This is a genomic window from Serratia sp. X3 (assembly GCF_014982455.1).
Lineage (GTDB): Bacteria > Pseudomonadota > Gammaproteobacteria > Enterobacterales > Enterobacteriaceae > Serratia > Serratia ureilytica.
Window position 1 is genome coordinate 97,990 of sequence record NZ_JADCNB010000007.1, and the last position, 13,747, is coordinate 111,736.

11 protein-coding genes and 1 pseudogene are annotated in these 13,747 nt (G+C 46.9%); 5 read left to right on the forward strand and 7 right to left on the reverse strand.

Annotated elements, in window-relative coordinates; translation table 11 throughout:
• Positions 1–175: 175 nt before the first annotated feature.
• The gene (locus IMX17_RS21210; protein WP_046897739.1) at positions 176–490 is read right to left on the reverse strand and encodes a hypothetical protein; all 315 of its coding nucleotides are present in this window, start codon (positions 488–490) and stop codon (positions 176–178) included.
• 175 nt (positions 491–665) lie between these two features.
• Between IMX17_RS21210 and IMX17_RS21215 the strand changes: the two genes are divergently transcribed.
• The 3 genes from IMX17_RS21215 to IMX17_RS21225 all read left to right on the forward strand — a co-directional run bounded on the left by IMX17_RS21215 (position 666) and on the right by IMX17_RS21225 (position 5,319).
• Entirely contained in the window at positions 666–1,298 is a 633-nt protein-coding gene (locus IMX17_RS21215; RefSeq protein WP_046897740.1) for a response regulator transcription factor, read from the forward strand.
• Positions 1,295–3,076 (forward strand): hybrid sensor histidine kinase/response regulator, encoded by a 1,782-nt coding sequence (locus IMX17_RS21220; RefSeq protein ID WP_193550197.1) that lies wholly within the window; start codon positions 1,295–1,297, stop codon positions 3,074–3,076. Before IMX17_RS21215 ends, IMX17_RS21220 begins: the two co-directional genes overlap by 4 nt.
• A gap of 260 nt (positions 3,077–3,336) precedes the next feature.
• Positions 3,337–5,319 (forward strand): hypothetical protein, encoded by a 1,983-nt coding sequence (locus tag IMX17_RS21225; RefSeq protein WP_193550198.1) that lies wholly within the window; start codon positions 3,337–3,339, stop codon positions 5,317–5,319.
• Between the two features lie 85 nt (positions 5,320–5,404).
• Here the strand turns inward: IMX17_RS21225 and IMX17_RS21230 are convergent.
• A pseudogene (locus IMX17_RS21230) lies at positions 5,405–5,637 on the reverse strand (type II toxin-antitoxin system Phd/YefM family antitoxin).
• Positions 5,638–5,771: 134 nt separating this feature from the next.
• On the opposite strand from IMX17_RS21230, the gene IMX17_RS21235 reads away from it, so the two are divergent.
• Positions 5,772–6,002 carry a hypothetical protein gene (locus IMX17_RS21235; RefSeq protein WP_193550199.1) on the forward strand — a complete coding sequence of 77 codons (231 nt, stop codon included), beginning with the start codon at positions 5,772–5,774 and terminating at the stop codon, positions 6,000–6,002.
• A gap of 109 nt (positions 6,003–6,111) precedes the next feature.
• On the opposite strand, the gene IMX17_RS21240 is transcribed toward IMX17_RS21235, so the two are convergent.
• The 3 genes from IMX17_RS21240 to IMX17_RS21250 form a co-directional block, all read right to left on the reverse strand.
• Positions 6,112–6,306 carry a hypothetical protein gene (locus IMX17_RS21240; protein ID WP_127897174.1) on the reverse strand — a complete coding sequence of 65 codons (195 nt, stop codon included), beginning with the start codon at positions 6,304–6,306 and terminating at the stop codon, positions 6,112–6,114.
• Positions 6,307–6,465: 159 nt separating this feature from the next.
• Entirely contained in the window at positions 6,466–8,580 is a 2,115-nt protein-coding gene (locus IMX17_RS21245) for a peptidase domain-containing ABC transporter (RefSeq protein WP_342160202.1), read from the reverse strand.
• Positions 8,573–9,850, reverse strand: a complete 1,278-nt coding sequence (locus IMX17_RS21250; protein WP_033644082.1) for an HlyD family secretion protein — start codon at positions 9,848–9,850, stop codon at positions 8,573–8,575. Before IMX17_RS21250 ends, IMX17_RS21245 begins: the two co-directional genes overlap by 8 nt.
• Positions 9,851–10,170: 320 nt before the next feature.
• Between IMX17_RS21250 and IMX17_RS21255 the strand changes: the two genes are divergently transcribed.
• Positions 10,171–10,488 carry a hypothetical protein gene (locus IMX17_RS21255; RefSeq protein ID WP_193550200.1) on the forward strand — a complete coding sequence of 106 codons (318 nt, stop codon included), beginning with the start codon at positions 10,171–10,173 and terminating at the stop codon, positions 10,486–10,488.
• 77 nt (positions 10,489–10,565) lie between these two features.
• Here IMX17_RS21255 and IMX17_RS21260 read toward each other — a convergent pair whose 3' ends face one another.
• Positions 10,566–12,191, reverse strand: a complete 1,626-nt coding sequence (locus tag IMX17_RS21260; protein WP_033644084.1) for a cholesterol oxidase substrate-binding domain-containing protein — start codon at positions 12,189–12,191, stop codon at positions 10,566–10,568.
• A gap of 128 nt (positions 12,192–12,319) precedes the next feature.
• Entirely contained in the window at positions 12,320–13,123 is an 804-nt protein-coding gene (locus IMX17_RS21265; protein WP_033644341.1) for a helix-turn-helix domain-containing protein, read from the reverse strand.
• Positions 13,124–13,747 lie beyond the last annotated feature (624 nt).

The following is a 13,747-nucleotide window of genomic DNA, read 5'->3' on the forward strand; positions in this document are numbered from 1 at the left end:
AGCGTGATGTCGCGGAATGTATTGTTATAAGAAAACTCAATGCGCTAGAGGAGGTATGAGGCGTTATTCCGCGCACGCAGGTTTATTGATCGTCGAAGCAAAAGCTTATTGCCCCCCGGCGCTGGCGCTCCGACGATGGAAAACCAGGAAGCGGCAATACCGCCTCCACAGCGAATTATTTATGGGTGACTACCGGTGTACAGGTCGGCGCGCTCAGCGACGGCGCGGAGCCTAAAATTCCCGGCATCATCAGCGATGAACAATCGAAAATTCGGCCTTTTTCCGTGGTGGCGCGATAAGAAAGTTTTTGGCCGCCCAGCGCATCCGGCTGTGCGCCATTGACATTGGTCACGGTAATTTCGTCCGATGAGCCCAGGCCCAGCATTTTAGCGGTTTCCGCCTGCAGCAGCGGAATGGCCTGATCGGTTTTCAGGGTGGAACAACCGGCTAGCATCATCACAACGGTTAAAGCGATAAGTGGTTTCTTCATAAATTATCCTTTATAACCAATCAGTTGAATTTATTGATTGGCTTTATGTTTTCTCTTATCCAAATCCTCGAATAATATATTTCCCTTTCCTAAACGAAAAAACCCTCCTAAAGTAGGGAGGGTTGATAATAATTCATCAGACCTATCTGATATTTGAAGGCGAAAGGAGAATCCTTTGGGGCAGGATTATGCGTTGGTTGTTGATGACCATCCATTGGTAGCAAGCGGCATCGCTAATTTTCTCAGCACGCATTGCCGATTCAAACAGGCGCATGTGGTGACTACAGAAGAGAATTGCTACCGTCATATTAGGGAAAACGGCCCGCCGCGTTTACTGGTGATCGATTTTTGGCTCTCTTCCGGTACGGCGTTGAAATTACTCAAGGAAGTCAAACAGCTTTATCCCCAGGTGCGAATACTGGTGGTGAGCGGCGACGAGAATAACGATATCTGGCAGAAAGTGCACACTGCCGGCGGGCATGGGTTTGTATTAAAAAACGAACCTCCTGAATTATTCGCCAAGGCGGTCTTTGCACTGAACGATAATCAGGAATGGTTTCCTGAGGGGAATGAATTCGCCGTTAAAAGCAACCAAGAGCATTTAAAAAAATTTAATTTAACCCCGCGACAAATTGACGTATTAAATATGATGATGCGCGGCCTGCCCAATAAAAGGATCGCCGCGCAGCTGTCTATTTCCGAACCCACCGTCAAAGAACACATCAGCAATATTTTGAAAAAAATCGGCGTCAACAGCCGGGTGGAAGCCATTACGCTGTTGCACGGCAAACGGGAGCCGTCGCAATGAGGTTTTTCCAGAATTTACAAAATGATGGCATCTCGCCACGCGCGCAGATCCGCCTGCTGGACAACACCTTCATGCGATTGGTGTTCAGCTTTACCGCCGTACCTTTCGTCGGCATCCCTTTCGCCATCTGGATTTATTTGCTGGGGGATGAGCTTGGCCCAACCATCGCCTGGATCATGGTTTACCTGCTATGCGCCGTGGCGATCAGAATATGGCATCGGCGCTACCTGCGCGAGGCCAAAGAAAATGATGAAGACACCGTGCTGCGCCGCTGGCTGCCGCGCATTAATAAGGTGGCCTTTATTCACGGGCTGGGGATCTCCTCACTCTATTTAATTACCCCGCAGACCCATAACTTTGACTTTTTCCTGCTGCTCAATATCAGCATCGCTGCGATCGTCGCCGCCAACGCAACGCATCTGACGCCCGTCATCAGCACCTTTACGCGTTTTTTCTTCGCCTCCTGGGGGCTGCTGAACCTCGGCATCATCTGGCGGCTGGAAGACGTGATGTTCATCGTGCTGATGCTGAACTTGCTGTACGGCTTCGCCATTTATCGCCACGCGTTAACCTCACATGCGTTCTTTATTCAGCAAGCGCTGCTCGAAGAACAAAGTTCGCGCCTGGCGGAGCAGTTCCGCCAGGCCAAAGAAGAGGCGGAACAGGCGCTGTTGGACAAGAACCAGTTCCTGACCACCGCCAGCCACGATCTGCGCCAACCGGTGCACGCCATGGGTTTTCTGATCGAAGCCATCATCCACAAAAACCGGGACGACAGCCTGACGCCGCAGCTGCTGGATCTGCAGCAGAGCGTGCGTTCGGTGCATCTGATGTTCAATTCGCTGCTTGATCTCAGCAAGATCGAATCCGGCAACGTGCGCACCGCCGCCACCCATGTGGATATCGGCGCCCTGCTCGACTCAGTGATCACTCTGTTCCGCGAAGAGGCCAACAGCCGCTCGCTGGCGCTGCGCACCTGGCGACCCAAGCGGCGCATCAGCGTGATGGGCGATCCGCTGCTGGTGCGGCAATCGCTGATCAATCTGATCCAAAACGCCCTGCGCTACACGCAACGGGGAGGCGTACTGATCGCCATCCGCCCGCGCGGCGCCGAGTGCCTGGTGGAAGTGTGGGATACCGGCGTAGGCATCGCCGACGAAGAGAAAAGCAAAATCTTCTCCCCTTACTACCGCCCCGAGCTGGCGTGGAAGATAGACAGCGCCGGGCACGGGCTGGGGTTGGCGGTGGTAGCGCGCTGCGCCAAGCTGATGAAGGTGAAGTACGGCATGCACTCCGTCGAAGGCAAAGGCTCGCGCTTCTGGATGCGCTTTGCGCAATACCTCGGCGAAGACAAAGCGCCGGAGATCGCGGCGACGTACGACAACACCGCCACGCCCACCCGCTACGCGCCGCTGCGGGGATCCTGCCTGGTGGTGGACGACGATCCTTTGGTGACCTCCGCCTGGGAAAGCCTGATGAGCACCTGGGGCATCACCGTGCGCTGCGCGGCCTCCGCCGAGGAAGCCTTCGCCATCGTCGACGACGGCTTTACGCCGTTCGCCGTGCTGTGCGATCAACGCCTGCGCTCCGGCGAGAGCGGTTTCGACATCCTCAAAGCGTTGTTCGAACGCCTGCCGGACGTGAGCGGCGCCATGGTCAGCGGCGAGTTCAACTCGCAAGTTCTGCAAGAGGCCGAGCAGGAAGGCTATCTGGTGCTGCGCAAGCCGCTGGAACCGGCCAGGCTGCATGCGCTGTTGACGCAGTGGGGGGCTGGTTAAGGGTGTTTGGCACCTCCTGAAACACTGCATGCAGACTAATAATATAAAGATTTTATTTCATACCTCCTTTATCAATAGATTATAGTGATATTAAATAAACACATCAGATATGGTTTCAAAAAAAATAATAACAAATGAACACTATAATCATTGACATTTGTAAGTAGGTAGAAAAATGATAGCTTAGGTCAAATAATCATTTTACTTGCAATCTCTGACTGAGCCACGGAAAGACTACCAGATTAAAATGGCGGGAAATTATGAGAAATATCAACTCAATAATAATGAGACTAGCTAAACGAGCTGAAAAGTTACAAACAGAGCATCTGATCAAGTCCTTCGTTGATGTTGGCCCTACATATACATTACTTTCAAGCACAGATAATCAAATAATGTTTGGGCGCAGAGGGACGGGGAAAACACACTTCTTAGCAGTACTTAACAATGAAATATCTAATCGCGGAATTATCAGCGTACCTATTGACATGCGATTAATAGGCTCAACAGGAGGGATATTTTCAGATCAAAACATCCCCTTAAGCGAAAGGGCAACGAGACTGCTTTCAGATACTTTGTGTAGTATTCACGAGGTTATTCTAGATTATATATTTGAAAACGAAATAGATAAAACAACAGAGATAGCGGAATTATTAAACAACTTTCTTGAGCAAGCAACCGCATTGAACATAGAAGGTACATCGGAAGAGGAAATTGGCTCATCAAATAACATATCAAATAATTTATCAATTAAATCAAATGCATCATTGAAAAGTATTTCCTCAGGAATAGAAATCACAAAAAACACTGCCATAGGGAGTTCAGAAAGAATAAAAACCACAGGAAAAAGAACTTTAAGAATTCATTTTAACTCAATAACAAAAAAACTTAACGACATTGTTTCAATGTTGCCTCAGAAGGAACTTTGGATATTAATTGATGAATGGTCAGAGATTCCTTTAGACCTTCAACCTTACCTTGCTGAGCTTTTAAGAAGAATATTATACCCAATTCCTAACATTACTGTAAAAATTGCAGCTATTGCCCATAGATGCAACTTCATGGAAGTAGATATGAATACTGGTGCTAGCATTGGTATAGAATTAGGCTCAGATGCTTCATCTGTGATAAATTTAGATGAGTACATGGTGTTTGATAATGATAGCGATGCAGCCAAAAATTTCTTTAAAAACCTACTTCATCGCCATGTTTGCGCTATCGATAAAAACTCAATTTGCGATCGAGAGCCTAACCTATTTATAAATGATGTATTTACTCAAACCTCGGCTTTTGACGAATATGTAAGAGCAGTTGAAGGTGTTCCAAGAGATGCCATAAATATTATTTCATTAGCTGCGCAGACTGCTTTAGCAAACAAAATATCTATTTTCCATATCCGTAACTCCGCCCAAAAATGGTTTCAGGTCAACAAGCACGCAGCCCTTAATAGTAGGCCAGAAGCCGTGTCGCTACTCGACAGAATAATAAACGAAGTTATTGGGCATAGAAAATCTAGGGGTTTCCTAATTAGCAATGAAAAGAATCATAAACTGATAGATTATCTATATGATATGAGAGTAATTCACGTTCTTAGGCAAGGTGTTTCTGCAAAAAATGCTGTCGGTAAAAAGTATACGTTATACACCCTCGACTATGGCTGCTATGTTGAGCTAATGTCCTCTAAGAATGCACCTCTGGGACTTATTATTGAATCAGATGAGAACGATGAGTTGCAGTATATAGAAGTTCCAAAATCTGATTATAGATCAGTAAGAAATTCGATATTAGATCTGGAGGAAGATAATGGTCAACTTAGGCTAAATCTTTTTACATCAACGGAGCACCTTCAATTGCCAAACCATCAAAACAAAACAAAAAAATCAGTTGAAAGATCTATTGATAAAAACCTTATAAATGCAATTCCAGAAAACATTGGCACACTAAAGATATATGGAACTATATACATACCAATAATATTGGTTTCTTTAGTTCTAAGGAAAGCAAAAGGGTTCAAGAAAAGCAATGCATCCGAATTAACAAAAATAATTAATGAGCATATGGCGATTAATGTTAATAGACCAAAAATATCTGCGAACAATATGTCTAGAGAATTAAGAAAGGATAGTATCCTGAAACTATCTTGGCTTAATTATCATGAGAATGGAAGGCAACCACTATTCTCTCTAAATGAAAAATGGAGTGAATCCTGGGAGGAGTACTTTAATAATTCAGCACCCATAATTTGAATCTTCACATAAAGACGTTTAGGGGGTTTTAATTAAGAAATCTATAATTGAAAAAGGAAGCCCCTTAACGTTGAGTGTCCTACGTTTAATCCGTAAGCCCATCCAACAGCTGTTCCTTTGAGAACACGCACCCTTCCGCTTTATCCTTCTCTGACAGCGTCAGCAATTTCAGCAGAGCAATGGCGTTCTCTCGCTCCTGCTGCTGCTCATAGGATTCTATCACGTAGGCGGGAACCCCATTTTGCGTGACCAGGATAGGTTCAGAAAGATCGAGCGTGGCCGCGTTTTTTTAACGTAGCTGATGGTCTCTACTTTCATCGTGCCCCCAGGCGCTATCAATCATATTAAGGTCTGAATGTAGTCTATATTTAGACCAAAAGCAATAATCTGCTTCAAACCTCATGATTGAAGCGAGGCAGAAAATAGCATAGCCATATAAAGTAAAATCCTCTGTGAAAACAAAAGATGGTATAGGCAAGCGAGACGAATCCGCCCTATCTACCAGCGCCCCCTTTTCGTCATCAGTTACCCTGACCTTATTCGAACGCCTGCCGGACGTGAGCGGCGCCATGGTCAGCGGCGAGTTCAACTCGCAAGTTCTGCAAGAGGCCGAGCAAGAAGGCTATCTGGTGCTGCGCAAGCCGCTGGAACCGGCCAGGCTGCATGCGCTGTTGACGCAGTAGGGGGCGGGTTAACTGCGTCGATGGCGCACGTTATCCGCCAGCAATAAGGCAGGCTCAATGCATACAACATTAAGCCTGCCGCATTTTACGTGGCGTTATCTAAATACGATTAATCGCATTTAGGCGGTTCTGGTTTGCAAACCGGCGGCTCAGGTTTACATACCGGCGGTTTTGGCGTGCAACCGCCCCAGGCATTATTCCACGCGTTTCCCCAGCTGTTAACAACCTTGCCGATAATAGCCAGACCCAGGCCAATCGTTGCGCCGTTCACCTGCTGAACTTCTGTTGAATTTAATTCTCTCATTTTTCATCTCCATTCACTAAAAAGAATCAATTAATAAAGACTGCTTTTTATGAACCGTCGGTTCACGCTTTAGGTATAAGACGCTCAATAAATTAACTCAATAACGAAAATCTTAATTAAAGATGAAATAAATATAAAATTTTATATTTCATCAAGCAATTACGTTATTGCATTTACAGGTTGCAATGTAATTACCCGATCTGCCGATGCAATCGTCGATGGCCGATGAGCAATGATAACGCGGGTCATTTTCAACGAGGATATGGCTTCGTTCACCCTTTTTTCATTGTCCAGATCCAAATGACTGGTGGCTTCGTCCATAAACAGAATGCTGGGCCTTCGATATAACGCGCGGGCGATAAGAACCCGCTGTTTTTGCCCGCCGGAAAGGCTGCCCCCCAATTCGCCCACCAACGTTTCATATCCCATCGGCATTTTCATAATATCGTCGTGAATATTGCAATGCTTGGCGCATTCAACGATAAATTCCGTATCGGGATGAGCATCAAAACTGCATATGTTCTCGGCAATTGAACCGGCAAGCAGTTTATCTTCTTGCAATACACATGCGATACACTCCCGGTAATTATTAATGCCGATATCATGAATGTTAATGCCGTTGATAAACAAACGCCCTTCCGTCGGTTCCAACAGCCCGCACATCAGCTTCATCAACGTGGTTTTGCCAACGCCTGAAGGCCCGACGATCGCCACGCTTTCTCCCGCCGCGATCTGCAGGCTGAGCCCGGGGATCACTGGGCGCGAAAGGCTGTCATATTGATAAAGCAGATCGCGCACTTCAAAAGTCACCGCCTCGTTGGGATTGCATATCTTGCGATAGGGCTTTTCTTCCTCTGTCGTAGAAAGCACGATGTCCGCCAGCCTTTCATTATGCAAATTCAGCATTCGCAGCCGAATGACCATATCGATAAGATTTGACGCGCGATCGGAGAATTGCCCCCGATAGGCATTAAAAGCGACAAACATGCCTAATGTCATTTGACTGTCGATCACTAAAGACGCGCCCAACCACAAGATAACGATTTGATCGCAGGCCGCAAGAAATGCATTCACGCCGCCAAAGAACATATCGAGCTTCGTCACCCGAATATTGGCGTTTGCCGTATCGATATTTAAATTTAACCAGAACTGCGAACGCGTTCCCGCCAACCCCAACGACTTCAGCGTCGCGATGCTGTACAATGTCTCCATAAAATGTGAGCTGGCTTTCGCCGACTTCACCAATTGCTCCTCGGACGCTTGCCGATAATAGCGATAGGTCGAAAGGCGCAGCAGAACATATAAGACCGTAAAGCCGGAGGCTACCCACACCAGCCAGCCGCCGTACATGAACATCATGATAAATACGCCGACCGACATGATGCCATCAATGATGCTGGAAACGATACTGGTGGTAAACGTGGTGCGAATAGCGTCCAACGAGCCAAAGCGCGATTGAATATCACCCAGCTTGCGCTTTTCAAAATAGGCAAGCGGGAGCTTCATCAGATGATCAAACAGCCCTGATTTCCACTGTATATCGATCAGCGCGCCCATCACGATGGAGATCCACGAGCGAAACATCGAAACGCAGGTGCGGAACAAGATAAAAAACAGTAAACCGACGCAAATAATGACCAATAAATTATGGTCGCCGGCCTGGATGACGTGGTCCATCACCAACTGAGTCCCGACGGGCATCAGCAGGTTGACGGCCTCAATGACCAGCGACAGAGCGAAAATTTTTACCAGCGCGCTTTTAAGACCGGTGACATTGCTGAGCAGTTTTCTAAAGTGCAGGCGATTTTTCTGCACCACAGGCGTGAATTCACTGCTTGGCCATACCTCTAAAGCGATTCCGGTAAAATGAAGGGAAAACTCCTGCAGGCCGATAACCCGACGGCCAAATGCCGGATCGTGCAGGATTATCCGCCCACCGCGAATGTTGACCAGGACCACAAAGTGATTCATATCCCAGTGCAATATGCAGGGCCTTTTCACCTGGCGAATCTCATCCAGGTTCAAGGATAAAGCCCGCGTTTTCAAATTGAGATTCTCGGCGATCGCGATCAGCGAGCTCAGGGTGGCGCCGCGGGCCGAGATATCAAACTTCTGGCGCATCGACAGCATATCGATGTGCATGCCGTAATAGCCGCATACCATCGCTAAACTAGCCAGCCCGCATTCGGCGGCCTCCGTTTGCAAGACCTGCGGCACTTTTCTTCTGAGCGACAGGTTCAGCTTGCCAACGATATTCTCATAAACTTTATTCACGAAGTGGCCCCGACACACTGTTTTTCATGTCATAAAATGGCGCGAACATCCATTGGTAGATGGGTCTTTTCTCCAGGAAAAGCGTGGCTTGCGCCTTCATGCCGCTTGAAAGGTTCAGCTTCTTTCCCTGATAGCCGAACTGCGTGTTATCGATAGCCACCAGCACTTTGTAGTACGACTCAACCAGTTCAGCCGATTGTCGAGTTGGCGAACTGCTGTAAGTGGACATTTCCTGAATCGATGCGGGAACATAAGCGATGCTTTCGATCACGCCGGGAAACTGACCAAATTTTTCATACGGGAAGGCGTCATAGCGAACGTTGATGTGATCACCTCGGCTCACGTAAGGCACGCTGCTGTTGGGCAACCATAAAACCAAATAATAGATGGCATGATTACTGGGGATTAATTGCGCCAGGCTGTCCCCCGTATTGACCATTTGCCCAGGCGTCACGCTGAGCGATTCAACGCGCCCGTCCGCCGGCGCATTGACAATCAACGAGCCGCTGGCGTCCGCTTCGGCCAGCTGCCGCAGGAGATCATTACGCTGAAATTGATATTGCGAGATTTGATTATCGAAATCGGACGCTCTTGTCGCGAGATCGCTATTCAGGTTAGTTATCTGCAAAGACTCTTGAATGCTTTGGTTATAGAGACTGTGGAACGTGCTCTGCTGCTGATAGTAGAGGTAAACCTGGTTATTCAGCTGATCCCGATTAATGAGTCCCTTACTGCGATACTCATCGTAATTTTTCATGGTTTCGCGCATGAAGTTAACGCCGTTGCGTGAATTCTCGACCATCTGTTTGGACTGGCTGTGCGCCAGTTTATATTGGTCAATCTGCGCTTGCAGATTGACCAGGGTCGTTTTCTTGTTCGCCTCCAATTTGGCGATGATGCTATCGACCTGCGCCAGTTGATTTTCTATCGCCTGCCGCGTGCTTGCGCTGACGGTGCCGGAATCCGTCACCCTGCTGACGTCTATCTGATAAAGATGCTGCCCTTTTTTTACCTGATCGCCCACATTGACAAAGCGTTGTGCAATGAATCCCTGCTGAGTAGCAAATATGTTGACCGATCTTGGCAGCGTCGTGACCTCTCCGCCCACGCTGATACGCCGGGTATAACCGCCATAGGTCACGAAAATGATCAGCACAGAGACGAATGAAAGTGATATGCCCGCGATGACCCAGGCCGGCAACCCTGCAATTAACAATGCTTTTCCTGCCCATTTAGAACGACTGTGCGATAAGGCCTCTTCCCTAAACAAATCCTGACCTCTCCATATATAGCGACACCGTTTATTTTTATCTTATCCATAGCCCAATACGGCGCTTATTTAGATTTAATCTTTGTTGGCAAAACCCACAAGTAATAATAATCTTAAAAAATCACAAAACTGCTGAAACATCACAAAAAGTGCGACCCTAATATTAGCGACGGCGTTATGAGTTGCATATTTCAACGCCGACCTCTTTAATCTAAGCGTATTCTCATCAAGCCGTCATTCACAGAGGCTGCGAGAATTAAGCGGCGAAACGCTTTACGTTTCGTTCCTGAGGTATAGGGATAAAGTTGAAAGGATTTACTATGAAAGAGCTAAATACTGCAGAGATCGAAATCGTTTCTGGTGCAGGGATTATTTCCGATACGGCAAGCTTTGTATCAGGATTTGCCGGCGATGTTATCATTGATACCGTAAAATTGGCCAATGATGCGCTTAATACCCGACTGATCTCTTCCGTAGGCCAAGGGTTCAACGCGATCGGTTTTGGCTTGAACGCCGTTCATAATGTCGCGGACTCGCTTGGCTATGCGGCATTTAAAAGCGTTGCAGCCGTAGGCTCCCTGCTGGGCGGGGATGCAAGCCGTATCGAATATCATTACGAGAAAGAATGGGGTGCTTGAAAACAAGCGGCTCCCTCTGAAAGGTTAATGATGCTAACCACCTGCCCAATCAGGTGGTTATTTCAATTACGCACTCACTAACTCTTCTGTTTGAAAACCGCTTTGGTCAATGGAGAAGAGAACACGTTGTGCGGATCGTACTTATTCAGCACGTTGCAGGCATGATTCCAACTGTCATTGTTCCCTGCCCCGGCATTAAAGCTGCGCGGAATGTTTTCTTCGAGTACGGTTTTATCCTGCCACGCTGCCTGTGACGTATAACCCCAGCCTTTACTCCACTCTACGCGAACCGTCGCATAGTCGCCCGCATAGTGGCTAAAAATCCATTTTTCCATTTCACTGTAGAATTTATTGGCATCCGGCGTATCGGGCATGGTCAGAATATCCAACCAGATCGCGACATCCCATTCCGGATGGGATTCAACGGGACGAATAGCCGAAAGATCGGGAGCAATGGCATTAGCCACCGCACTCTCTTTTGCACTGTCCAATCCGGTGACGCGAATTTCAATCGGGCCATTCATCGGAAATGAATTCTTGCGCTGGTAATCGGCCACCATGTCTTCATATTTTTTCGTGAAATCGTGCAATACGTTTTGAATATTGCTCCGCTTCGTGATTATCGCGTAACCATTGGCCGTCACGCGCAGCGTTGTCGGCTTCACATACAACAGCAGATCCTTGCTCCACCCCCACAGATCCGCCGACACGGTGGCCCCTAAACCAATACTGACCAACTCCATCTGCGCCTTGCCGAGTGTCGGGGTCAGCTCCGGATGGCCATTATTGATTTTTTTAATGATATCGGAAATTTTAACCGGCAAATTATCCGAGAACGGATAGTTAAACGGACCATTAACCGGTTTTGACACTTTTGGGAAGCTGTCTTCTTGCTTCCACACTTTCAGCCATGGTTTTTCCGTGAACGGGAACCAGATGACTTCAACGCGCCCGCACAGATCCAAGAAATGGCTGAAGGTATTTTTTGTCGTGCTCGCAGTGGAAAAAAGATCCGCCGCGGTGACATTAACATAACTTTGACAGCGTAAACGCCGGTTGCGCGGCACCTGCAGCGTCACTTCGCTGATAAAAGCCCGGCCGACATGCACCAGGAATGCCGAGCTCTCCGCATTATCACGCGTAAACTCCTTTAATTCATACTTCGACCGCGCCTGATCCCAGACGACAGCTTTTAGCGACACCACGCTATTGCTCACGGAACCAAAGCTGGCAAACTCAGCCAGAGGCTCATCTTTTGCCGGGATGCAGGTTCCATGGCCGCCGATGGCGAGCACGCCGCCCAGGGTCAGATCGCCAGGCGCCGGCGTCGCGTAAAAGCCGAGTTTCTTTTTTTCTAATTCAGTGAGCAAAGCCTGCATTGTCACCCCCGTTTGCGCGGTGACGTATCCATGCTCTCCCACTTTATTGATTGAGATGTTTTTGAATTTCCTGGTGAGGTCGATCAGCACGACATTGCTGTTATCCTCCCCGTTTGCAATAACGAGCGGGGACCAGTTGTGCTTGATGCCAACCGGACGCACGCAATATTTATTCTCATGCGCCCAGTTAATTACGGCCAAGAGCTCATCCGTATTTTGTGGATAGCAGGTCAGAATATGATTGCCGGAGATTTCTTTTGACCAATTAACAAAATTGACATACTCATAGCCCACAGGGAACGTGTTCAAACTAGAACTAGTCATAACTGACTTCCTTTTAAAATTAAAACCGATAGAGATAAAAACGGCAACAGCCCGAGCGCTAATTAATCACCCTGATAAGCACCTCCTTTTCCTTGGGATAATCCCTCTTTTTTACTGCCCGAATAACGTCAAGACTTGCCAATATAAATCAACACCTTGACGTTAATTTCCGCGTATTGAAAATTCTTTTCTTTATGCAACTCAATTAAAAAGCCGTTTCTTATTCGCACGCCAAGCAAAGGAAGATAGGCGTCATAGATGCTGTCAAAAAAAACCAGGTATTCGTTCAATCTGCCATTAAACTCGAACAATAAGTACTGCCCTCTTATCAACGTCAGATTGCGTGTCTCGTAGTACCCTTTGCTGAGCGTTACTTCCCAACCGGATGAAGCCAACTTTACCGTGCGCATTGACGTATCGGTATTTTTCCCTGTGCGGCTGCCGTATTTCTGTCGTTCCTCTCCTCCAGAGCTGGAAGCATTCATCGAATGATAGAGAAAAAACTTATATCCCTTAAGCAGATATATGTTCTTGGGCATTTCGATAAAATGATAGGCTGACGGATTTTGTATTAAAAAGGGAGGGAGATGTTTGGAAAAGTCCCATTCCTGGCTCGTTCTAAAGTCCTTTGGGCTTTCGCCGAAAAAGCGTTGAAAGGCGCGGCTAAAAGCCTGCTGGGAGCTAAAGCCGATAGCAGTAGCCACTTCCAATACTTTTAAATCAGACTGTTTGAGCATGACGGCAGACTTGCTCAGACGCCTATTTCTGATATACGTCGCTATTTTCATTCCCGTATAACGCTGAAACATTCTTTGCAAGTGCCATTTCGAATAACCAGACAAATCCGATAACTTTTCTATCGAGAGATCATGCTGTATATTCATCTCGATCAAATTAACTAGCTCGACCACGATACTATGCTGGTAACTCATAATGACATCCATGCCCTAACAAAACCCACCCTCAGACAACCTGCTCATTGGGCTTTTATCCATTAAAATGAAAAACAAAGCGCTGCCGCAATCATGCAATTAGGATTAGAATGTGAAAAACGATGAACCTTTCATAGTTGATTGACAAAGAGATTCTTCTTTTTGGGTAGACACCCTCCTTGTGACGTTATTGGTATAATTCTTATAAAGCTTTTCCCTGGTGAAGGCTTTTCCTGTCTCTTTCATCTTGACCAATATCCACCCTGACGTTGTGCAACTAAGCAGTCAAAAGAAAGCATATCCTGGCATCCGTTGATAAATCGTTTGCCTCCCTCTCGGCGGTGCATTTTAATACCCTTACATTTAGAGTAGCCTATGTAGATAGCTTAGAAAATATCAAATGCCAGATAATTACACAGTTCGCACTTTATGTTACGACAATAATTAAAAGATAATAAAAATCATATAATTAGAATTTCAATCCCAAGCAATGAATGCCGATAAAACGTAGGGCTCGCCCTTGAGAAGGGTTATTAAAAACAATGAAACCGCTGATTTCCCCAATAAAAACAGAAAGAAAGATTTATAAAATAAGAAATAGACTAATTCACCGCATCCTTCTGA

Bases quoted from the DNA above. Each gene is read 5' to 3' on its own strand.
- IMX17_RS21210 (WP_046897739.1), bottom strand. From the start codon at position 490: ATGAAGAAACCACTTATCGCTTTAACCGTTGTGATGATGCTAGCCGGT.
- IMX17_RS21220 (WP_193550197.1), top strand. From the start codon at position 1,295: ATGAGGTTTTTCCAGAATTTACAAAATGATGGCATCTCGCCACGCGCG.
- IMX17_RS21225 (WP_193550198.1), top strand. From the start codon at position 3,337: ATGAGAAATATCAACTCAATAATAATGAGACTAGCTAAACGAGCTGAA.
- IMX17_RS21240 (WP_127897174.1), bottom strand. From the start codon at position 6,306: ATGAGAGAATTAAATTCAACAGAAGTTCAGCAGGTGAACGGCGCAACG.
- IMX17_RS21255 (WP_193550200.1), top strand. From the start codon at position 10,171: ATGAAAGAGCTAAATACTGCAGAGATCGAAATCGTTTCTGGTGCAGGG.
- IMX17_RS21260 (WP_033644084.1), bottom strand. From the start codon at position 12,191: ATGACTAGTTCTAGTTTGAACACGTTCCCTGTGGGCTATGAGTATGTC.
- IMX17_RS21265 (WP_033644341.1), bottom strand. From the start codon at position 13,123: ATGAGTTACCAGCATAGTATCGTGGTCGAGCTAGTTAATTTGATCGAG.